The sequence below is a fragment of the Pseudoalteromonas sp. MM17-2 genome (assembly GCF_022347945.1).
Taxonomy (GTDB): domain Bacteria; phylum Pseudomonadota; class Gammaproteobacteria; order Enterobacterales; family Alteromonadaceae; genus Pseudoalteromonas; species Pseudoalteromonas ruthenica.
Genome location: NZ_JAKRFV010000004.1, coordinates 24,213 through 46,318, shown reverse-complemented (window position 1 = coordinate 46,318; position 22,106 = coordinate 24,213). Strand labels below are relative to the sequence as shown.

The following is a 22,106-nucleotide window of genomic DNA, read 5'->3' as shown; positions in this document are numbered from 1 at the left end:
CTGACAAAGATAACATAACCCACTACAAAAGTGGGATTAAAATATTGACAGTTTCAAATATTCGATCAAAAATTCAATTTGTCCATTAGCCCACTACAGGAGTGGGAGGTGTGAAAGAGCAGGTAGATGTCCATGAAAGAGTAAACATTTACAAAAATTAGAAGGCATACATTTATGAGTATGGGAAAGAAAAGGATCGGTGTTACCGAGTCTTTAAGAGACAAGCACATTAAACAATTTGAAAGGGGGTTAATCACGGGAAATTACGTTCCCTATATCAGAACGCAAGACTTCAGTTCTATGGGGGTTAGAGGTCGAATTGCATGTACTAAGATCAAGGGAAGAATTTATCACTGTTTATCTTTAAACGAGAGCTTTAAACTTCTCGACTTACTGCGAGATCCAGATATTACTGATATTAAAGAGCAATATGCTTATACAAATCTCGATAAGTCAAAGTCTTTTGCCAAGAAATTAAATATCCGCCATCCCAAATATAAATGGTCATCATTAGATGCAGTGATCACTTTCGATTTTTTCTGCACTTTAACATCTGGGAATCATCGAGTTGTAAGTGTGAAGTCTGCCGATGATTTAGAAGATGATCGAACTCAACAAAAGTTGATTTTGGAAAAAGCGATAGCAGAATCTGAAAAATATGAATATATCCTTGCATTAGATACAGAAATTAAGACTGAGGAAACTCGTAACACGATCAGAGTATTACGAGGGGCGAGATTAAATGAAAAACTTAATGCTATTTATTCACAATGGTTAGGCTTTTTCTCTAGTCAATTATCTAAATATCCGCATAAGCCGCTTTCGAAATTAATTAAGCAGGCAGCAGAGTACCTAAATATAAACTTCCGAGAGTCTTTTACTTTGATGCAGCATGGCTTTTGGGTTAAACATTTAATTTCAGATCCTGAAACTCCGTTATTGCCTGAACTTACACCTTACCAGTTAGGGGTGGAGTGTTATGTTTAAGCGCAGCTCTTTACTTATCCCTAACCCAGACAGTGACTCTGTAATTATCTCAGAAACGGTTGTTGTTGTGGAAATCTTTGTCAATCGAGGTGATGTTTTTGTTTTGCCTTATATCACAATTGGTGAAAATGCGACCAAATACCCAGATCGAAAGCCATTTAAATACAAAATTGACGAAGTTAATCAGCAAATTAATGATGGTGATATAGAAGTCGGTTCGATTGAACTGGAAGCATTTAGAAATATACCTGAAGAGGAATTAATTGATAAAGACGGAAAACCATACCCCTCAACTGTAGAAAGAGACAGAAGATATGCCATTGTTCTTGATTTATTAGCCTTGGAAGATGAATTATTTTATCCAACTCACGGCATGGGCCTAATTGCAAAAATAGTTAAGCAACACTGCACAACACAAACCAATGCGCAGCGCTATTTAAATGAATTCTTTAGAGGCGGTAGGAATAAGAATGCCCTGATTTCAAGGAGGGGACGACATTCAAGTGCCAGTAAAAGTGGGGGGAGAAAAGTTGGTCGAAAACGAGCTTCAGCAAAGCATGGGATAAACGGCAAATCTGTCGATGAACAAGATAAAATTTTCATCAAACGAATAGCTAAAAAATACTATTTATCTAAAGAACGACTATCTCTTGCTAAATGTTACGTGCATTTAAAAGACGATTTTTATTACGAGGAGAGATACTTATTACCTGACGGTACATATAAAATCGAGAAGCATAAGGACCCAAACGATATTATCAGCGAGTGGCAATTTAGAGACTGGATGCCGTTGGTACTTGGTTTAACGAGAAAACAAATACAAGCCATTCGTAGAGGACATTCAGAGCACAAATCAAACTTTGCTGGGCGCAAAGGTGATGCAGCTCCGAACACGCTTGGACCGAATCACGTGTGGCAACTAGATAGCACCCCAATTGATATAGAGTTGGTTGCGCCTTATGACAGACGAGTGCTAATCAAAGTAGCAACACTTTACGTGATACGTGATGTTTATACTCGATCGATTTGTGGTATTCACGTAGGTATTGGTCCCGCATCATGGTCAGAAGCTCGACTTGCTCTATTTCATGCTATTCGCAATAAAGTGGCTTACGCAAAAGAGTGCGGTCTAACAATCGAAGAGGATGATTGGGTAGAGTCAGGTAGCCCAATGTTTTTGTTAGTCGATAACGAAGAATTTCAAAACAAACTAAGTGAATCTGTTACCGCTCATATGGGAATTAATGTGCTATATGCGCGTGCTTATCAAGGTGATGATAAAGGATTAGTTGAATCGTCATTTCATATGATCCATGCAATGGCTCGCAATGAAAAAATTCCGGGATTTAAATACAAAAATCTAAAAGGTCGAAACCGAAATATTCCTCAACAAACGGCTAGTTTAACACCTTATGAATTAAAAAAGATCCTTATTATATTTGCCATAAAACACAACAACGCAACTTGGAAAAAGGACTACCCAATGGAGCAACAGGCCCGCTTTGAAGGAGTTAAATCAGTTTGTCGAGACTATTGGTTATGGGGAGAAGAAAATCGCGGTTATTTTATGCGTGACCATAGCGAAAGAGAAATCTATCTGAATTTGTTAGAGGTTGGAGTTTTAACTGTTCATAAGACACATCTTCACCTTCAAGACAAAGGGGTCAACTATCGCTGCGAAGTGATCAGTAAATCAGGCTTCCAAGACAAACCTACTCTCAAAGGTCAAATTCATAAAACTTTAAAATGCCGTTACTTTCGTGGAAATATGAGCCGCATTCTTATTGAATTTAAAGGGGAGCTAGTAGTAGGAAAGCTACACTCAGATCATCGTGGTTTCGAAAATATGAGCTTGGACGAAATTAAAGATGCAAAAAACCACTGGCTTGCTTTGGAGCAACTTCACAATATTGAAGTGTCAGAGGAAGTGAGTAACTCCTCACAGGCTATACAAGGGGTTGTTAATAACTCAAAACTTGCCAAGGCCGAAGATATTAAAAATGGTGAATTGACTCCTGAACTTGATACTAGAGCTGAAGCCTCTGAAGTACTCGCTTTAAGTGCTGATGCTTTTGAAACAGATAGGCTTAATAGTGTGATTGAAGAACAGCCAATAGCGGACGTTGAACCGACAATAGCATTAACTTATGAAACCGACTGTATAGAGGACGAGGATGATGAATACAGCGCACTATTAGAGGAGATGCTCAATGATGAAGATTAATCCCAACCTGACATTTTATGATGCTGCGTATAATTGGGATATCGATGAATCTTACCATAATAATCCGTTTATCTTGGCTTTGCCGCCAGTGCTTGATCAAAAAGATTTTCAAATGATGGTGACATATCGTCCTGAATTTCATTCAAGTTACCGTGAAATGTCAACACCCGACAGGTGTAAAAAAGTCTGTGAAGTATTCGACCTAGTTACACCAACAAAGCATTTTTACGATATCTATAAGATTTTAGAGCGAATGATGTTTAATGCTTATGTTAATCGTAGTTCATTTGAACCAAAGGAAGTGAGAAGACATTACGATATCGCTTTGCATAAGGCGAAAATTGATAAACGATGGAAAAGAACTTCAGGTGAAAGCTTTACCCTTACGGCTGATTCTGGTTTTGGTAAAACTACGATGATTAATCGCATTTTAGACTGTTTCCCGCAAGGTTTTATGCATAGTGAGTTTAAAGGACAAAACTTTGAACAAGCTCAGATACTTTGGATTAAGCTAAAAATCCCACACGATGCGTCTCGAAAAAGCTTAGCCGACAGTTTTTTATGTGAGGTTGATAAATATCTTGGAACTACCTTTGAAGCAGATACCAAGGGAGGGCAAGTTAAAGATTATATGGATGCCTTTAAGACAATCATTGAAACTTACAAGTTGGGCCTGCTTGTCATTGATGAACTTCAAAACCTTAGTGTTGCGAGATCTGGTGGAGATGACATTCTATTAAATTTCTTTAGTAATTTAACGGATGATATAGGGGTTGGTCTAGTGTTGGTCGGCACCCCAGAAAGCACTGAATTCTTAAGCGCTACATTCACCGCATCCAGACGGTTAACTTCAGCAGGTGACAGGTATTTAACTCGCTTTGAAAAAAACAGCACCACTTGGAAGTTGTTAGTTCGCAGTTTGTGGAAATATCAATTTGTGAATTCCCCTACAAAATTATTCGAAGTTAAGGATGGAAAAACAGAAATTGTAGATGAGAAATTGTTTGATGAAATTCATGACAAAACTCAAGGTAACTTATTCGTTCTCAATTTTTTGTTTGTTCAGGCTCAAATTATGGCTATGGAAAAGCCACATAAAGAGACGGGTAGAGAAACTCTGGGAATTTCAGCATTTCGTAAAGCCTTTAATGAAGGATCTCAGCTAATTAAAGCCGCTATAGAGTCGATTAAATCTGGAGATGTGAATTCCTATCGAGACCTTTTAAAAACCGCCCAAAAGGTTGACTCGCAAGAAAAAGTAAAACTGATATCTGAATTAAAGTCGTTAGTACAAGGCAAAAAGCTAAATAACTCGTCAGCAAAAGTCGTTACTAAAATATTGGAACGTTTGGGCGGATATGCTCTGACTGAACATGATGAACTTATCATTAAAAACGCCAAAAATTTACTAAAGGCACTAAAGAGCCAAGAAAAGACTCAGCAGTCTATTAACCAAAAAGGTGCGATGAAATGAGATTACCTTTTCATTGCCCCTTAATAGAGGGAGAACATTTACTTAGCTGGTTTATGAGATACCATATTCTATCTGGTAGGCAAAAAATAAAAGTTAGTCTCGCCTCCATCGGTGTAGCACGTGGGAGGCTAAAAAGTTATGACTTTAATGAGACATTCTTGGCGGTATCAGAGTTTTACAAAGAAAATTTTGATAAGAACTTTTGCGTAACAGATCATTCTCCGCTGGCATTGTGGGCATTTTCACATGGTTCGGAATATTTTAGCGCGTGGAAAAAAGATAACCAATTACAGCTCAGAGCGTGTTTTGAGCCAAATAAGTTAGCTGTACCTGCTTCATGGTCTTATTGCCCGATTTGCCAAGAAGAAGATAGAGATAACTTCGGATTTAGTTTTTGGCACTCAGAACATCAGATACCGGGTGTTATTCTTTGTGGAAAACATCGCACGCCATTAATAACAGATCGCAAAGTATTGCAAGTATTGGGGGTTGCAACTTTACCACATGCTTACGCATATCAGAGTGAGCTAAAATATTCAGATTGGATGTTGGACTGGAATGATTTCGTCTTAAGTATTTTTTCAATGCTTAACTCAGATCCAAGTGTTGCAGACAAGCTTAAGCTACAAGTTGATAAAATACTTGATCTGCCTGAATCCAAAAGCCTTGCAGATAAAAAAGCTTTGATGGAGCATCAAAAGAGATTTGATACGGAAGTATCAATCAGTATTTTGCAATATCTTTTTAAATTCTATAGTCAGGTTTATAAACACCCACCGACTGTTTTAGGAAGTACATTAGGCTATAAAACCTATGCTAAAGGTAAACATCCGGTTTACTGGTTGGTGATACTTTATTGGCTGAAAAATGAAATTGACTGGGTGGCTTTAAAATGAGCAAACGGGCACCTTTTCACCTCGACCTGCCTAGAGATGAGGTGCCCTATAGTACGGTAGTGCGATATTCCTTGTTGTCTGCCGTTAAATTACCCAAGCTGTATTACAAAATATACGGCAATAAGAGAAAACGAATACATCCGTTTGTTCCCGCCAATATCACTCTTTTCTCGGAATTCTTTGGCTTAAGCCAAGATGACGTAATAACAAACCAAACCATGTTTCCACTATTAAAGTTCTGCCAGCCAGAACGTGCAATTGATTTGAAAGCCACAATGTTGAGCCAGAATGACAGTTCCTTTTTTGTCAAAACAGTCTTAGCCCATTCGAAAATTTCTACCTTTTATGGCTTAAAGCATTGTCCTATATGTATGAATGATGATTTAGAGCAGCGCGGTTTTACTTATTGGCATATAGATCACCAAATTCCCGGTATAGAAGTTTGTCATAAGCATGGATGTTACCTTATTGGAGTGCCGATGGGAGATGGTTACAAAGATCGAAGCCTAATGTACCCAGAAACTCACATAACATCTGATTGCAGATTTGGAAATGAAATGGAGCAGCGCCTTTCAACATTTTCGGTAGAGCTACTAACCCTATTAAAAACGCACTTAGTTGATTACCAGACGATTTATGCACAAATCCTTACAGAAAAAGGCTTAAAGCGCAAAAGTGGGCAACTTTGCCTTAACGGTATACAACAAGAAATATCAAATTATTGGTCTGATATTAATTTTGGCACTTCACTTGGGTTACCTTCTGAACTGGCAAGCTATGAATTCCTTGGGCCGCTACTTCGAAATAAAACGCACTTTGCTCAACACCCTTGTAAACATATTTTATTTGCAGGGTGGCTCACACAGTGCGAACCAGAGCGTTTAATGCAAGCACACAAACCGGAGTTAAAACTTCATGAAAGTAGCTGCTTAATAGATAACCAAATCACGGAGTTTGCAAATCAACACTATAGCTTGAACGAAATTAGTAAATTGACTGGAAAAAGTCGGTGTTACATCAAGCGCATAGTTGAAACCAATAATATAGAACATACAAGTAACTCATTAGCCTTACCTTTTGAGGTCAGACGATCAATCATTAGAAAAGCTATGATGGGTTTACATCGTCAGTTCATAGCTGACTCCTTTGATATTAGTATTGGTACTGTCGAACAAATTATTAGTAACACTAAAGGGTTGTCTGAGTGGCGCAGAACATTACTCAAGCGTATTCGAGTTAAGGAAGCTTTTGATAAACTGAAAGGAGTTATCACCAATCATCCTGACTGGACTAGAAAGCAAATCCGCAATGCTGAAGAAGCCTCATACTTTCGCCTATATAACAACGACAAAACTTTGTTAAATAGTTTATTACCTGACGCTTTAAAGCCTAAACCGCCACAAAAGGACTGGGGTTCCGAAGATATAAATCTGCTAGACAAAATTAAAAATATTGGCAATATCAAAGGTATGTCATTAGCGCAGATAGGTCGATTGGCTGATGACAAAAGTTACTTGAAGCGTTATCTAGATGAACTACCAAAAACGAAAAAATACCTTATTGAGCAAGGTGTAAAAAACCTTTAAAATTCATAGCGTTAAAAATCTCTGTTTACAATCGTATTTTTTTAGTTTTTTACAACCAATTTCTAGGCGATCCATTAGGTGTTTTTTCTTTGTTTACGTTCGTCAAAACTATGATAACTGTCATTCACGCCTCACTGCTACACCCCAACCTTGAACTGGCCCTTACGTATGGGGTGGCGGATTTTTTGCCCGAGCAAATACAATGCGCGGCGCATCCCATAGCGAGGGCAGTAAGATAATAGAGACTGGCACGGCGGTGACCACTATAAACGCTTGCAGTTTGTCGATACCGCCAGAGCCTATGATGATTAAAATACTGCCCATCAAGCCCATGGCTATACCCCAAAATACTCGAATGGGCACGGCGGGGTGCTCTGAACGTGAGGTCGATACCGATAATACATAGGTCATCGAATCCCCCGTAGTGGCAACAAAGGTCAGGGTTAGAATTAAAAACAGTAAAGACACTAACCCGCCTAGCGGCAAGGCCTGAGTGATGGCAATTAATGCTGCGGGAAGGTTAAACCCAGCGAACGCTTTGGAAATAGTATCGGCTTGTTCTAGTTCGAGGCTTAACCCGGTGCCACCGACGATGGTAAACCAGAACATGGTAATAAGTGGAGCCACGATACATAGCATGATAATAATGGCGCGAATAGAGCGGCCACGACTAATGCGTGCGATAAAAATGGCCATCATCGGGCCGTATCCTAAAAACCAACCCCAAAAGAACACTGTCCACCAACCAAGCCAGCCGGCATCATTAAATAATCCTGCCTCGCCCCGGTACAAGGCCATATCAAAAAAGTGGCTAAAATGGGTGATAAGGCCGCTAAAAAAGCTCGTGAAAATAAATGAGGTGGCTCCCGCAACCAATATAAATGCCAGTAACACCAGCGCAAGTAACATGTTCAAACGACTGAGTATCTGAATGCCTTTGGTAACCCCAGAGACGGCCGACATCACGAAAATAAAAGTGAGCACGCCAATCACGCTGACTTGGGTGAGCGTAGTATCGGGAATGGCAAATAACGCATTCAAGCCATAGCTTACCTGTAAGCCTAAAAAGCCGATTGGCCCCACGGTACCGGCCACCACAGCCACAATACACACGGCATCAGCAATAACGGCAATGGGCCCACTCAGGGCTTTTTCTTTAAATACTGGGTAGAGCAAAGTACGTGGTGCTAAAGGCAAGCCTTTATCATAGTGATAATGCATCAGCATAATGGTGGTTAAACTACCGAGTATGGCCCAAGCCAGAAAGCCCCAATGCAAGTATGACTGGGCCAAAGCATAGGGCACCGCCTCTGGGGTTGCCGCCGCGACGTGGTCAAATTGGGGCGGCATGGATAAGAAGTGAGCCATGGGCTCTCCAGCAGCCCAAAATACACCACCGCCCGCGAGCAGGGTACACATAATCATGGCTCCCCATTGGAATAACGAAAACTCCGGGGCCGCTAAGTTGCCAATACGCTGTTTGGCTGCGGGCACCAGGGCAGTGGCGATGGCAATGATAAAGGTGGCTAATAACAACAACTGCCAGTACAAGCCAAAATACTTAGCCGACCAAGCAAAGCTGGCATCAACCCACTGCGATAGGGTCTTGAGGTCGAACAGGGCAAAAAGGCAAAAGCAGATGATGAATCCGGCGCTGAGTAAAAATAGAGGTGCGTCGACACCGAGGCGGTTGAATTTAGTGCTGGTTAAATTGATTGTGCTTCCCCAATTACGCGTTTAGCAAAGGTTCATTGCCCTTTGTCACGCTTAGGTGGGTAACAAAAACCAATGGTGTATAGCCCTTATTATAACGTGGCACAGAAACATCATGCCAATGTTTGCTGCAATTGCTGTTGCGCTGTCTCGCTTTATGGTTATCGCAGCATAATGCTATTTAGCTCAAATAATGCTCGGCTTAGATTGCAGCTGCTATAGTGAAAGCGACGTAAAACCATAATAAAAAGGTAAATTTATGAAGATAAACAGGATATTAGCAAGTGCTGCATGGGGCTGTGCAGTGTTTGCGGTCAGTGCCCATGCCAATGTGCTAATGCAACCCACGTCGGTGCCCGGTGGCGACTATCCCGCGTTACATCAAGGGCAATATGCGGAAAATATCACCCCGGCTAAAGAAGTGCTTGGCTTTGACGTGGGTCAGCGCACCGCCACGCCAGCGCAAATTACTGAGCTGGTAAATAAGTGGGCCGAGCAAAGTGATAAAGCAAAAGTCGTTGAATACGCCCGCAGTTATGAAGGGCGTCCGTTGCATTATTTAATGATTAGCTCAGCAAAGAATCTGGCCAATATTGATGAAATTAAAGCGAATATTAGTAAACTCAGTGAACCGGACGCGCTCTCATCATCACAAATAGATACTCTCATTGATTCGACTCCAGGTACGGCATGGATGGCCTACAGTATCCATGGCAATGAATCTTCTGGTGCCGATGCATCTTTAGCGCTTATTTACCAATTACTTGCCTCACAAGACTCAGAGATAGAATCGCTCCTAAACGATTTGGTGATACTGGTCGACCCATTAATGAACCCCGATGGTCGCGCCCGTTTTACTAAACGCCTGCAAGAAAGTCGCAGTGCCGCGCCTAACTTTGACACGCAATCACTGCTGCACAGCGGTTCATGGCCATTTGGACGGACTAACCATTATTACTTCGACCTCAATCGCGATTTTTACTTTGCCGTAAATCCAGAATCAAAGGGCCGTATACAAGCCATCAATGAATGGTTTCCGCAACTGATGATCGATGGCCATGAAATGGGTGCCTTAGATACCTTTTTAATGGGCCCGCCGCGTGAGCCGCTGAACGTGAATATTCCCACCAGTACGCGTAAATGGAGCAAGGTATTTGCCGGCGATCACGCCAGCGCTTTTGACGATAAAAACTGGCCTTATTACACCGGCGAGTGGTTTGAAAACCTCTACCCGGGTTATTCCAACTATGCCGAGTACAAAGGAACGGTACATATTCTATATGAACAAGCACGTACCGCAGAAGATGGCGTGCGCTTAAAAAATGGCAATGTGCGTAGTTACAAAGAGTCTGTTGACCATCAATATATTAGCTCTTTGGCTAACCTTAAGACCCTGCAACAGCACAGCAAGGCCATGTATCGTGACTTTGTCAGTAATCGCTTGGGGCATATTGACCCCGACGGAAAATATGGTGAGCGCAGCTTTGTTATTCTTCCGACGGATAATACCGCGCGCTTGCACAAGCTGTTGGATATCCTTGATTTGCAAGGCATCGATTATTATGCAACCACTGAAGAGCTGAAGGTGCGCAAGGCAAAAAACCACCTCGGGCAGGTGCTTGATGCGACTATCCCTAAGGGCGCTATTGTCATCCCCAATCGCCAGTATGATGCGCCGTTACTGGCAACCATCATGGAGTTTGACGCAGAGTTAAATGATGCGGTGCTATTGGAGGAGCGACAAAAGACCCTGCGTGATGGCAGCTCGATTATGTATGACACCACCGCGTGGAATGTATCGATGATGTTTGGCCTGCCGGCATTGGAAGTACCTGAGCACCTTGATGATGATCTCACCACGTACCAGCGCCCCAGCGAAGCCGGTGTGCAATCACGTGATAATGCCATAGCTTATGTTGTTGATGGTGCCAGCGATGCTTCTGTGGCCTTTGCCGCGCGCTTACTTGAGCAGGGCGTAAAAGTGCGCGTATTGGCTAAGCCGGGCATGTTTAACAACACCCGCTTCAACCGAGGCTCAGTGGTGGTCAATAATTATGATAACACCCTAGAGAGCGGTGAGCTGAGCGCCTTATTGGATAAGGTGGCAAAGGAAGTCGGCGTGTCTGCCATCGCCATAGACCAAGGTTTGGGTAAAGGAGACTTACCCGATATTGGCGGCGAAAACTTTAAGTTATTGAAAGCACCCAAAATAGCCTTTATTAGCCAAAATGGCATTGCTCCGGGTGATATTGGCTCGATGTGGCATATGCTTGATACCGAGCTTGGTATTCGTCATAGCCATTTAAGCCAAGAGATGCTCTCTTACAGCGATCTTCGTGGCTACAATGTCATCATTGTCCCTAGTCGTTGGTATGGTGAGTTATCGAAAAGCCACATTAGCGCTTTGGACAAATGGGTCGCGCAGGGCGGCACCTTAATCGTTAATGGCAACTCGGCTGCGCAATTAGCCACAGCAGAAGACTTCTCGAAAGTGGCGCTGCTGAAGCAGAGTTTTGATAAGGCCGATGAGTATGACCTGGCGCTGATGCGCGAGTGGCAAGCCAAGCAACAGCGTATCGCCAATGCTGATTTGATTACTGCTCACAAGGTTTCTGCACAATTGCGTTTCCCTTGGGATAAAAGCGACGATGTGAAGCCTTTGAACAAGGAGCAGCTTGAGCGCTGGCATGATTGGAGCGCTGCATTTATGCCTTCTGGGGCGATAGTCGCTGGGCGCACAGATCAAAAACATTGGCTCAGCTACGGGGTTAATCAGCAGTTGCCGGTATTGGCCGGTGATGTGCCTTTGTTTATGGCCAAGCAAGGCGTTGATGCGGTAGTGCGCTACGGTGTGCTGCAAGAAAATAGTAAGGCCGAGCAGCGCATGATTGGCTGGGCGACCATTCCGCAAGGGCAAGACTTGTACGTGCGTATGAGTGGTTTGTTGTGGCCTGAAGCGGCGCAGCGAATGAGTAATGCCGCCTATCTTACGCGCGAGAAAAAGGGCAATGGCCAAGTGATTATGTTTGCCAATATGCCTAACTTCCGTGGCGCCACCAAAGGCACCGCACGGTTACTGCTCAATGCCATTGTCTACGGCCCAGGGTTAGGCACTGATGCGGTAATTCAACTTTAAACTGGGATGTTTTTAACGAAGCCGAGCACCATGCTCGGCTTTTTTGTGCCCTGCAACTAGGACCAGATGGTGAGTGCTGGGTAACCATTATTGTATATTCCTATTACTTGGCCAGTGCCTGGAACTTACCAAAAGACACCAGCCTGCTTATTTTACGCCACCATGATCACCACTTTTTTAGTAGCTGCCAAGATGAAACTTTGCGTATGACTATGGCAACGTTGAAAATGGCGGAAAACTTCGTGCATTTACAGCGGCGGTTTTCACCGTCTCAGGATTGGCAGTACTTTGAGGTGTCGGCCTTAGCCGTGCTCGACCTCGAAAATGACGATTACCTCGATATTAAAGATGATGTCGAAGAGTACTTTATAGACAAGCAACTGTAACCTTTAAATACCTGACTAAGCGGTTTTTGTTGCTTGGCTTTGTGTCATAAAGGCTCTACACTTGGCCGCCTTAGTAACCCTGAGCGCGCTATTTTGATCCACTCTTCTATCGGTATTTTCGACTCTGGCGTGGGTGGTCTTGCCATTGCCCAACAGGTGCGACAATTGCTGCCCCAGTATGATATTCACTATGTCGCGGACAGTGGCTTTATGCCCTATGGCGACAAAAGCCCCGAGCAAGTGATATCAAGGTGCTCGCGTATTACTTCTTACTTATGCGAGCATGGGGCCAGTGCGATTGTTTTGGCTTGCAATACTGCGACGATGGCAGCCATTGATACTTTGCGAGCACAATTCACGCTGCCTATTGTGGGTGTTGAGCCCGGCGTGAAACCGGCATTATCATTGAGTAAAACCAAGGTGGTTGGGGTGTTAGCAACACCCAATACCGTGGCTTCGCCACGATTCATTCAATTGTGTCAACGCCAAGGCACGGGCTCGGGGCGTATTATTTTCCAACCTTGCCCTGAGCTGGCAGGCACCATAGAGCAATTGCAACTGAGTGGCAAAAAGGTGGAGCAACTGCTGCACAGCTATGCGCAGCCCTTGATTGACCAAGGAGCTGATGTTTTGGTGATGGGTTGCACACACTATGCCTTTATTGCTCCTGTCTTGCGAAAGCTATATGGCCCACACATCGATGTGCTGACCACCGAGCAAGCGGTGGCTCTGCAACTGCAACGGTGCTTACCTAGCCAAGCAATCAATCCGGCCTCTGAAGTGGGGAAAACACGCTTCGCAACTTCCGCTTGCCCCGACTATTTTCATCATCAGCTGCGGTGTTTATGGCCGCAAAACGTCTCTACAGAGGTGATTTCACTGCCATTTTAAGCTGGCGCTCAGACTTGCCATTTTATTGCCATAATTGCCCTTCATTTTTCCTTTTTTGCTCCCCTTTGTTGCCACTGTGTCTTGTTTTAATAACTCCTAAGCAAGACAGCACAGTCACCAACCACTTTGTTGCTTGCAATACACCAACCAAATTAAGTATTGAAGGATGAAGACGATGAAAAAACAACTACTTGCAACTGCACTTATTTCGACCCTAATGGCTGCACCAGCGATGGCGAAAGAGAAAAAAGAAATGGCCTCAGAAACTGCATGGGGACTTGGCACGGGCGCAACCCTTGGTGCCGTAGTCGGTGGCCCGATTGGCGCTTTCGCAGGCGCATTTATCGGCGGCATCATCGGCGAGAAAGAAGCTGCAGAGAACACCGTTGAATCACAACAAGTGATGCTCAGTCAATATAAAGACACAGACCAACAACTGCGTAGCACCTTAGACCGTAACCGTTCACTGACGGCGCAAATCGACGCATTAGAAAATGAACAAAACCGCTTAGAACAAGCGCGCATTGATAACTTACTGGCAATGACGGTGCAATTTCGCTCGGGTTCGTCGCGTATCGAGCCACATTTCGCCGAACAGCTCGACCAGCTCGCTTTAATCCTTAAGCGTAAGCCAGAATTGAGTCTGAACTTGAACGGCTATGCCGATGTTCAGGGCGATGAAAGCGCAAACCTGAGTTTATCGCAGCGTCGTGCTGATGCAGTGCAGGCTTACCTTGTTGACCAAGGCGTGAGTGGCGAACAACTCTATGCTCAAGGCTATGGTGAGCAGAAACTAGTCGATAACGGCAATGAATATGAAACTAACTTCTTCGATCGTCGCGTAACATTAACGGCCCGTGGTGCGACGCAAAGCCAAATGGCTAAAAACTAAGTTTGCCAATCATCACGAGGACCCGATTATGTTGAGTAGTCCTAGCAAAGTGCTCACAGCTCTCGCTGTGGGCCTTTTTTCTCTACTTCTATGTTCGCCAGCTTTAGCCAGTAATGATAGTCATGCAAACAATAAAGCGCAGCTGCGCTTAAGTGATGCCCATGGCGCCCATGTAGCGCCCGGAGTGTTACTGAATACCCAAGCAAAAATGCGTATTACTGGGTTAATTAACCATGTTGAGGTAACGCAAACTTTTATCAATCGTCACCCGTTTGCGGTCAATGCTCAGTATGTGTTTCCGTTGCCCAGTGAGAGTGCGGTACACGCCATGGTTATGACCGTGGGAGAGCGCAAAATTGTCGGTAAAATTGCTGAGAAACAAGCGGCGGAGCGTCAGTATCAAGCGGCTAAACGTGCCGGTAAGCGTGCGGCTCTAGTTAACCAGCAACGTGCCAATATGTTTACCTCGCGACTGGCCAATCTTGGCCCCGGTGAGCAAGTGCGCATTACCTTGCAGTATCAAGAAATGGTGTCTTTACGCGATGCCCAGCTCAGCGTGCGTTTGCCGATGACCTTCACACCGCGTTATCACCCAAGGCAGTATCGTCTTGATGGGGCTGATAAGGTTGCAACGCTTAGCAGCCCTGAACTAGAAACGACTGCAGGGGCGACTGCAAGTAAGGCAGCAGAGTTAGCGTCAGGCTGGATGAGCCCGCGCTTTGTTCAACAAGCCACCGGTCAGCAGCCAATAACCAATACACAGCCGAAATTGCAGCTGCAAGTAGATATCGATTTTGGCCTCGCACTGCACAGCATTCGCACCCCTCATTATAAGGCGGATATTCGCAATCCTAGCTTTGGTCGTTACCAGCTTTTAGTGAGTGACGAAAGTATGAACCGCGATTTTGTACTGCGCGCCAAAGTGGAGCAAAGCGACAAAGCACGTGCCGCTTTCTTTAGGCAGACAGCGCAAAGTGGTGATTATGGGCTGTTAATGCTGCTCCCACCGAGCGACGAATTTAGCGCTCAGCAGCGTTTAGCGCGAGAGCTCATTTTCGTGATTGACAGTTCCGGCTCAATGCATGGCAGCTCCATGCAGGCGGCAAAACAGGCACTGTTTTATGCGCTGGACAACATGAATGAAAATGACAGCTTCAATATCATCGACTTTGACTCTACGGCGCGTTTATTCCGACCCAGTGCCGTGGCGGCTAATGAGTTTAACCGCAATGAGGCTGAGCGATTTGTTTATAACCTCGACGCCGATGGCGGCACTGAAATAGCCGGTGCGCTGCATCACGCGCTAGACGCTAAGCAACACCCGGGGTTTGTTCGTCAGGTGGTGTTTTTGACCGACGGTAGCGTGAGTAATGAGCAAGCGCTGTTTGATTTGATCAAAGCGCGATTAGGCGATAGCCGTTTATTTACGGTGGGCATCGGCAGTGCGCCCAATAGCTACTTTATGCGCCGCGCTGCGCAAGTGGGTCGTGGTAGCTACACCTTTATTAGTGATGGCTCTGAGGTGCAAGCGCAAATGCAGGCATTGATAACACGCCTTGCCAACCCTGCACTGAGAGACTTGCATCTCGCTGGGGCGCGCAGTGGTGAATTAGACTACTGGCCAAAACCGTTACCGGATCTTTATTTTGGCGAGCCGTTAATGGTTGCAATTAAGCTCGACAGTCAGCAGCAAGATATTCACATTAACGCCACGTCGCAACATGGTCCATTACGTCTGAGTATGCCAATGCATGAGAGTGCGCGTAATTATGAGCGTAGCGAAGCCATTGCGAGAGTCTGGGCGCGTCAACAAATAGCTTCACTGTTACTTTATAATGAACAGCAAGCGGTGCGTGAGCAAGTCTTGGAATTAGCGCTAAAGCATCAGCTGTTAAGCCCATTCACCGCCTTTATTGCGGTTGATGAAACGCCAGCTAAAAGCCCAGCAATGCATGATGAGCAAGTACCTAACCCTGTGGCCCAGGGGCAGCGTCTTATGCGCTTTGCGCAAACTGATGGTCAGTCATTGTGGCATGTACTACTGGGCATGGTGCTGATGGTGATTGCATCCGCTTGGCTTAAAGTGCGAGGTCAACATGGGTAAACAGAGAGGGCGTTACGCCCTATATGGGGTGTTTGCACTGGGGTTGTTGCTCTTTACTCAAGGGGGCTATGTACAAGCCAAGGCATGGTTGGCTCAGCACCTTATTGAGCGGGCTTGGCAGCAAAGCTTGATACGCCAAGGCGCCGCTGTCGCGCCCTGGTATTACGCTGATACCCATGTAGTGGCAAAGCTCAGTGTGCCGGACTTAGCGCTTGAGCGCTATGTGTTGGCTGGAGCCAGCGGCCGAAATTTGGCGTTCGGCCCCGCTCATGCTTTGGCCTCGAGCCCATTAGGCAGTGATGGTAGCAGCGTGATTGCTGCGCATAATGATACCCACTTTGCTTTTTTACGCCATGTGCAGGTGGGTGACACACTGGTGTTAACGCTCGCTGATGGTCGTCAATTAAGTTATCGCATCGAGCAAAAACAAGTGGTGCACCAGGAGCAGACCGCAGCGGCCAGTGCTCCCGGCTTACATCTGGTGACGTGCTACCCTTTTAATTCGCCCGCCTCTGGCACGGATTTGCGCTTGTTAGTTTCTGCCTCATTGATTTCTTCCTCTTCCAAGTCAACGACAATTGCCTGATGTCGTTGGCTTATCATCACCCCAGCGAACACCACGGCAATGCTTAACCATTGTCCTAGGGTCAGTACCTCGCTGAGCACAATGGCAGAGAGCAGCAGGGTAAAGATAGGGATCAAGTTTGAGTAGGCGGCGGCAGTGAGCACCGATACTTTACTGATGGCATAGTTATACATGCCATAGCCGCCCAGGGTTACAAAGGTGCCTAAATAAAGGATATGAGCAAAGGCAATGGGGTCATGGTTCTGCGGCACTTCTACAAAAAGCAAAAATGGCGCAAAGAATAGCGAGCCTGCCAGCCCTTGCAAGGCAATTAAGCTCAGCGGTGAGTAGCGCGCCGCGAGATGTTTTACGCTCACAGTGTAATAAGCGGCACAGAGCATCGCCAGTAGCTCCAAGGTATTGCCAACAATGGGGTTGGGTGCATGCTCAGAGGCTGGAGAGAGCATAGTGAGCAAAATACTGCCACCGATACATAGCGTAAAGCCGACAATAATGGCGCGGCTGATACGCTCCTTGAGCATAAAAAATGCCAGTACAGCGACAATCAGCGGTAAACACGACACAATCACCCCTGCTTGTGATGCCGAAGTGTGCTCCATAGCGTGGCCTTCGAATAGAAAGTACAGGCAAGGCTCGGCTAAACTCATCGACACTAGGTACTTCCAGTCACCCTGGCGATAATCAAAACGCGTGATAAAACGCCACAGGCATAGGCTTACGGCTAGCGTGGTGAGCATACGCAAGAAAATAACCACGGCTGGGTCGTACACGCCAATGGCATACTTTAGCGAGATAAAAGAACTGCCCCATAAGAAGGTGGCAATAATTAAACATAAGCTTGCAGGCATAAACAAACGTGGGGTTAAGCAAAATTGCGGCGATGCTAGCACACTTGAATTAATTTAACTTGTTTGTGCGCCTAGTCCTAGGGTAATAATTAGTCATCATTTCCACAAAGTGAAGCAATTAAGTGCAAACTATTGTCGTTAAGTTGGGCACCAGCGTGCTGACCAATCATGGCCGAGGCCTAGATAAAGCGCACATGGTTGACTTAGTGCGCCAGTGCGCGCAATTGAAGCAACAAGGCCATCGTATAATTATCGTCACCAGCGGGGCGATTGCAGCGGGGCGAGAATTATTGGGCCGCCAGCCTGGTACTGAGACCTTGGCACAAAAGCAGATGTTAGCTGCGATAGGGCAAAGCCAGCTGCTGCATACCTGGCAAAGCTTATTTGCGCTTTATTCAATTGCCGTGGGGCAAATGTTACTGACACAAGCAGATTTAGAAAATCGTGAGCGCTACCTCAATGCTCGTGATGCGTTGCTAGCTATATTGCAAGAGGGAGCGGTGCCCATCATCAATGAGAACGATGCCGTCGCAACCACACAAATTAAAGTGGGCGATAATGATAACCTCTCTGCTAAGGTAGCCATATTGGCTCGCGCTGATACCTTGTTATTGCTAACTGATCAGCCTGGATTATTCACCGCCGATCCGCGCAGCCACCCCGATGCCGAGCTGATTGCGGAAATCCGCCATATTGATGATCAGGTAAAGGCGTTAGCAGGAGGCTCAGGCAGCACCGTGGGCACAGGAGGGATGGCTACTAAGCTGGAAGCTGCGAGTATTGCCCGTCACGGTGGCGTGGATGTGGTGATCAGTGCAGGACATGGCCAGAATGTCATCATAAATTGTTTGCAGCAGCAAACAGGCACCCGGGTATTGAGCTTAAAAGCACCTCGGCGCAGTCGCAAGCTGTGGTTGCTAGCAGGGCCGGTGAGCAAAGCCAAGGTGGTGCTCGATAGCGGTGCGGCAGCAGCGATAGCAAAAGGTGGCGCCAGTGTGCTTTTGGTTGGTATAACGCAATTAAGGGGGCCGTTTAGTCGTGGTGATGTCATCACTTTGTGTGACGAGCAAGGGCTTAACTTAGGCAAAGGCGTGGCGAGATATGACAGTGTGGCTGTGGCCCAATTGCTGGCTCATAAAGAGCAAACTATCGTCGAAACCTTGGGCTACAGTAATGGCGCTATGCTGGTGCATCGTGATGATTTTACCAATTTCACTGACAGTGTTTAGCCTGCACACTGTCATTTTGCACTGGGCACATAACCCTTTTTGTTCGTCTACACTTAGGAGAATCAAGCAGCAAAACAAGCGCCTATGCAAAGTAACTCCTGTGGTCATCAATGGATCATTCGTCTAACGCAGCAACAAAGTGAACGTGCGTTGGATGCAGCGCTTATTGATATACTCAGTCAGGTGTTTGCCGATAACAATTTTGCTCTGTACATGAATAAACAATTTACTTCGCAGGGCCGCATACGATGCAGCTATTCAGGGTGCTCAGCAGCAATACTCAATGATGAACAAGCGCAGCAGTTAGTGGCAAAAATTGATGCTGAGCGCATGCGCATTAGTGGTAGCCAAGGACAATATGTGTACTTTCCTATCTACCATCTTGGTGCAGTGATAGGTTTTGTGCAAAGCAGCAGTGACTTCGCGCTGACGCATGATTCACCCTTCGTGATCACTAATATTCTTAATATTTACGCCAACCAGCTGTATTTACTGTATCGCTCGCGATTAGACCCACTCACTGAACTGCTTAACCGGCAAACTTTTGACTCACAGGTGATGGACATCATCAATGGCGACGGCTTTGCTGATCATCGTGACAATGAACTTGAGCGCCAATGGTATCTTGCCATGTTCGATATCGACCACTTTAAACGCGTTAATGATACCTACGGCCATGTGATTGGTGATGAGGTTATTATTCTCGTAGCGCGAATTTTAAAACAGAGCTTTCGCAGTGAGGATTATGTGTTTCGCTATGGAGGCGAAGAGTTCGCCGTGCTATTGCTGTGCGATAATAAAAACCAAGCGATGCAAGTGTTAGAGCGACTGCGCGCAACTGTGGCAGATTTTACCTTCCCGCAGGTGAAAAGGTTGACTATTAGCACTGGTTTTTGTGCTTTTGATGATACCTCAATGGTCCCTGAGCTGGTGCATAAAGCCGACTTAGCCCTTTATAATGCGAAAAATAATGGCCGCAATCAAGTGGTCGATTTCCATAGCTTAAATATTCCTGATAACACCAAGGGTGCAGGCGACGATGATCTAGACGACGATATGTTGGAGCTATTTTAACCACTTTCAGAGCGTGCTAAACTCTGCGCCGAATTTTTCTGTTTGAGAGTGCTTATGAAGTTTGTACGTTGGTTGCTAGGCCGTATTATTTTGTTCTTTAATTTTGTCTTTACTCCGCGCAGTAAAAAACGTCCTGCTGAAGCGCAGCAGCAGTTAGATGCGCAAACCGCGAATATGGCGTTGTATCAGTTTCACGCCTGTCCTTTTTGTGTAAAAGTACGCCGCGCGATTAAGCGTAACGGCCTAAAAATACAAACGCGGGACGCTAAAAACAATGACACTTACCGCCAAGAGCTTGCTGAGCAAGGGGGTAAAGTAAAAGTGCCATGTTTACGTATTGAGCAAGACCAGCAGGTGCGCTGGTTGTATGAATCATCCGACATTGTTGCCTACCTTGATGATTTAGCCGCTTAAGCAACCATTCTATTTATCGTTAACGCCGCAATTGCGGCGTTTTCCACTACGAAGTTTTGCCCCTTTGTGCTAGCATTTGCAGCAAATTTTTGTTGCTAATTGAAAGAGAAGCTAGCATGACTGACCACACCTGTGTTCGCACCCGTGTTGCCCCTTCACCTACGGGTGACCCGCACCTAGGCACTGCCTATATTGCCCTGTTTAACTACTGTTTTGCCAAGCAGCAAGGCGGTGAATTCGTATTGCGTATCGAAGACACTGACCAAGTGCGCAGTACCGCAGAATCAGAACAGGCGATCATGGACAGCCTACAATGGCTAGGCCTGCAATGGGATCATGGACCGGATGTCGGTGGTGAGTTTGGCCCATACCGTCAGTCAGAGCGCTCAGAGCTTTATAAAAAGTATGCGCACCAGCTCGTGGAGCAGGGCAAAGCTTTTTATTGTTTTGCCAGCGCCGAAGAGCTTGAGCAAATGCGTGAGCAGCAAATGGCCGAAGGCTTGCGTCCTAAATACGATGGACGTGGGTTACTTTTGAGCGAAGAAGAAATTCAAGCCAACCTGGATGCCGGTAAGCCTTATGTGATCCGCATGAAAATACCGGAGCAAGGCACTTTTACTTTCAATGACTATTTGCGTGGTGAGATTGAAATCCCATGGGAAAATGTCGATATGCAGGTGTTATTGAAGCAAGATGGTTTCCCTACTTACTTCTTAGCTAACGTGGTGGACGACCACCACATGCAGATTAGCCATATTTTCCGTGGTGAAGAGTGGATTAACTCGGCACCCAAACTGCTGAAACTGTATGAAGATTTTGGTTGGCAAGCGCCGGTATTGGGGCATTTACCTTTGCTGCGTAACCCTGATAAGTCAAAGCTTTCAAAGCGCAAAAACCCAACGTCTATTAATTACTACAAGGAAATGGGCTTCCTTCCTGAGGCGGTGCTAAATTACTTGGGTCGTATGGGTTGGTCGATGCCTGATGAGCGAGAAAAGTTTACCCTCGCTGATATGATTGAACACTTTGATATGAAACGTGTTTCTCTCGGTGGTCCGGTATTCGATGTGGAAAAACTAAAGTGGCTGAATGGCACTTGGTTGCGTGAAGAGTTTAGCGATGAGCAACTGATTACGCGTTTTGTCGACTGGAAATATAACGCTAATACGCTAAAGCGCATATTACCTGAGGCGAAAACCCGTATTGATACACTCTCTGACTTAGTCGACTTGGCCGGGCATTTTGTCGCCGGGATGCCTGAATATGACCCTGCGCTATTAACCGATGGTAAAGCGCCAGAAGATGTGGTGCGCCAAGCACTGCAGTTCTTTATTTGGGAGTTGGAAACATTGCGCACCTGGGAAAAGTCAGCGATCTTTGCTATTGCGAAAAAAGTGGCGACCTTCCATGAATTGAAGATCAAAGACTTTTTAGAGCCTATTTTTGTTGCTATTACGGGTAAGAAGTCATCTACATCGGTCATCGATGCGATGGAAATTCTTGGCTCTGATATGTCGCGAGCACGGTTGCGTGTAGCGCTAGGGCACATTGGTGTATCTAAGAAGCAAGCGAAGAAACTAGAAAAAGCCTACCGCGATTTTAACTAAGCATTGGCGAGAAGACAGCCGCAGCCTGTTATGCTGCGGCTTTTTTGTGCCTTTTTTCC

At 45.4% G+C, this 22,106-nt stretch carries 17 protein-coding genes; 15 read left to right on the top strand and 2 right to left on the bottom strand.

The features are described 5' to 3' along the window. The first annotated feature begins 174 nt into the window (after positions 1 to 174). Genes MHM93_RS04960 through MHM93_RS04940 form a run of 5 tightly spaced genes read left to right on the top strand, consistent with a single transcriptional unit; the run spans position 175 to position 7,167 of the window. Positions 175 to 987 (top strand): TnsA endonuclease N-terminal domain-containing protein, encoded by an 813-nt coding sequence (locus MHM93_RS04960; protein ID WP_239448234.1) that lies wholly within the window; start codon positions 175 to 177, stop codon positions 985 to 987. Then, on the top strand, positions 980 to 3,211 hold the full coding sequence (locus MHM93_RS04955) for a hypothetical protein (RefSeq protein ID WP_239448233.1): 2,232 nt from the start codon (positions 980 to 982) through the stop codon (positions 3,209 to 3,211). Before MHM93_RS04960 ends, MHM93_RS04955 begins: the two co-directional genes overlap by 8 nt. Next, complete coding sequence (locus MHM93_RS04950; protein ID WP_239448232.1) at positions 3,198 to 4,685, top strand: ATP-binding protein; 1,488 nt, start codon at positions 3,198 to 3,200, stop codon at positions 4,683 to 4,685. The genes MHM93_RS04955 and MHM93_RS04950 overlap by 14 nt, the downstream gene beginning before the upstream one ends. Further along, positions 4,682 to 5,581, top strand: coding sequence for a TniQ family protein (locus MHM93_RS04945; RefSeq protein ID WP_239448231.1), 900 nt, complete (start codon positions 4,682 to 4,684; stop codon positions 5,579 to 5,581). The genes MHM93_RS04950 and MHM93_RS04945 overlap by 4 nt, the downstream gene beginning before the upstream one ends. Beyond that, complete coding sequence (locus MHM93_RS04940) at positions 5,578 to 7,167, top strand: TnsD family Tn7-like transposition protein (protein WP_239448230.1); 1,590 nt, start codon at positions 5,578 to 5,580, stop codon at positions 7,165 to 7,167. Before MHM93_RS04945 ends, MHM93_RS04940 begins: the two co-directional genes overlap by 4 nt. A 162-nt stretch (positions 7,168 to 7,329) precedes the next feature. On the opposite strand, the gene MHM93_RS04935 is transcribed toward MHM93_RS04940, so the two are convergent. Next, positions 7,330 to 8,883, bottom strand: a complete 1,554-nt coding sequence (locus tag MHM93_RS04935; protein WP_343224153.1) for a BCCT family transporter — start codon at positions 8,881 to 8,883, stop codon at positions 7,330 to 7,332. A 256-nt stretch (positions 8,884 to 9,139) separates the two neighbouring features. Here MHM93_RS04935 and MHM93_RS04930 point away from each other — a divergent pair, with 256 nt between their 5' ends. The 6 genes from MHM93_RS04930 (at position 9,140) to MHM93_RS04905 (ending at position 16,875) form a co-directional block, all read left to right on the top strand. Next, positions 9,140 to 12,016, top strand: coding sequence for a M14 family metallopeptidase (locus tag MHM93_RS04930; protein WP_239448229.1), 2,877 nt, complete (start codon positions 9,140 to 9,142; stop codon positions 12,014 to 12,016). 107 nt (positions 12,017 to 12,123) lie between these two features. Continuing rightward, positions 12,124 to 12,402 (top strand): hypothetical protein, encoded by a 279-nt coding sequence (locus MHM93_RS04925; RefSeq protein ID WP_239448228.1) that lies wholly within the window; start codon positions 12,124 to 12,126, stop codon positions 12,400 to 12,402. Between the two features lie 33 nt (positions 12,403 to 12,435). Continuing rightward, positions 12,436 to 13,293 (top strand): glutamate racemase, encoded by an 858-nt coding sequence (gene murI / locus MHM93_RS04920; protein ID WP_239448227.1) that lies wholly within the window; start codon positions 12,436 to 12,438, stop codon positions 13,291 to 13,293. A gap of 175 nt (positions 13,294 to 13,468) precedes the next feature. Next, the gene (gene pdsO / locus MHM93_RS04915) at positions 13,469 to 14,185 is read left to right on the top strand and encodes a sortase-associated OmpA-like protein PdsO (RefSeq protein WP_239448226.1); all 717 of its coding nucleotides are present in this window, start codon (positions 13,469 to 13,471) and stop codon (positions 14,183 to 14,185) included. Positions 14,186 to 14,213: 28 nt separating this feature from the next. Next, positions 14,214 to 16,289 (top strand): marine proteobacterial sortase target protein, encoded by a 2,076-nt coding sequence (locus MHM93_RS04910; RefSeq protein ID WP_239448225.1) that lies wholly within the window; start codon positions 14,214 to 14,216, stop codon positions 16,287 to 16,289. Further along, positions 16,282 to 16,875: a class GN sortase gene (locus tag MHM93_RS04905; protein WP_239448224.1), complete on the top strand. Its 594-nt coding sequence runs from the start codon at positions 16,282 to 16,284 to the stop codon at positions 16,873 to 16,875. The genes MHM93_RS04910 and MHM93_RS04905 overlap by 8 nt, the downstream gene beginning before the upstream one ends. Here the strand turns inward: MHM93_RS04905 and MHM93_RS04900 are convergent. After that, the gene (locus MHM93_RS04900) at positions 16,779 to 17,723 is read right to left on the bottom strand and encodes a DMT family transporter (RefSeq protein WP_045979711.1); all 945 of its coding nucleotides are present in this window, start codon (positions 17,721 to 17,723) and stop codon (positions 16,779 to 16,781) included. The genes MHM93_RS04905 and MHM93_RS04900 overlap by 97 nt on opposite strands. A gap of 122 nt (positions 17,724 to 17,845) precedes the next feature. Here MHM93_RS04900 and proB point away from each other — a divergent pair, with 122 nt between their 5' ends. The 4 genes from proB to gltX all read left to right on the top strand — a co-directional run bounded on the left by proB (position 17,846) and on the right by gltX (position 22,047). Beyond that, positions 17,846 to 18,952: a glutamate 5-kinase gene (gene proB / locus MHM93_RS04895; protein WP_239448223.1), complete on the top strand. Its 1,107-nt coding sequence runs from the start codon at positions 17,846 to 17,848 to the stop codon at positions 18,950 to 18,952. Positions 18,953 to 19,036: 84 nt separating this feature from the next. Beyond that, on the top strand, positions 19,037 to 20,026 hold the full coding sequence (locus MHM93_RS04890) for a GGDEF domain-containing protein (RefSeq protein WP_239448222.1): 990 nt from the start codon (positions 19,037 to 19,039) through the stop codon (positions 20,024 to 20,026). Positions 20,027 to 20,080: 54 nt separating this feature from the next. Next, positions 20,081 to 20,440: a glutaredoxin gene (locus tag MHM93_RS04885; protein ID WP_022946500.1), complete on the top strand. Its 360-nt coding sequence runs from the start codon at positions 20,081 to 20,083 to the stop codon at positions 20,438 to 20,440. A 116-nt stretch (positions 20,441 to 20,556) separates the two neighbouring features. Then, positions 20,557 to 22,047, top strand: coding sequence for a glutamate--tRNA ligase (gene gltX / locus MHM93_RS04880; RefSeq protein WP_239448221.1), 1,491 nt, complete (start codon positions 20,557 to 20,559; stop codon positions 22,045 to 22,047). The last annotated feature ends 59 nt before the right edge of the window (positions 22,048 to 22,106 follow it).

Coding starts and splice junctions, on each gene's coding strand:
- MHM93_RS04945 (WP_239448231.1), top strand. CDS start 4,682: ATGAGATTACCTTTTCATTGCCCCTTAATAGAGGGAGAACATTTACTT.
- MHM93_RS04890 (WP_239448222.1), top strand. CDS start 19,037: ATGCAAAGTAACTCCTGTGGTCATCAATGGATCATTCGTCTAACGCAG.
- MHM93_RS04900 (WP_045979711.1), bottom strand. CDS start 17,723: ATGCCTGCAAGCTTATGTTTAATTATTGCCACCTTCTTATGGGGCAGT.
- MHM93_RS04930 (WP_239448229.1), top strand. CDS start 9,140: ATGAAGATAAACAGGATATTAGCAAGTGCTGCATGGGGCTGTGCAGTG.
- MHM93_RS04885 (WP_022946500.1), top strand. CDS start 20,081: ATGAAGTTTGTACGTTGGTTGCTAGGCCGTATTATTTTGTTCTTTAAT.
- pdsO (WP_239448226.1), top strand. CDS start 13,469: ATGAAAAAACAACTACTTGCAACTGCACTTATTTCGACCCTAATGGCT.
- gltX (WP_239448221.1), top strand. CDS start 20,557: ATGACTGACCACACCTGTGTTCGCACCCGTGTTGCCCCTTCACCTACG.
- MHM93_RS04955 (WP_239448233.1), top strand. CDS start 980: ATGTTTAAGCGCAGCTCTTTACTTATCCCTAACCCAGACAGTGACTCT.
- MHM93_RS04950 (WP_239448232.1), top strand. CDS start 3,198: ATGATGAAGATTAATCCCAACCTGACATTTTATGATGCTGCGTATAAT.
- MHM93_RS04940 (WP_239448230.1), top strand. CDS start 5,578: ATGAGCAAACGGGCACCTTTTCACCTCGACCTGCCTAGAGATGAGGTG.
- MHM93_RS04960 (WP_239448234.1), top strand. CDS start 175: ATGAGTATGGGAAAGAAAAGGATCGGTGTTACCGAGTCTTTAAGAGAC.
- MHM93_RS04905 (WP_239448224.1), top strand. CDS start 16,282: ATGGGTAAACAGAGAGGGCGTTACGCCCTATATGGGGTGTTTGCACTG.
- MHM93_RS04910 (WP_239448225.1), top strand. CDS start 14,214: ATGTTGAGTAGTCCTAGCAAAGTGCTCACAGCTCTCGCTGTGGGCCTT.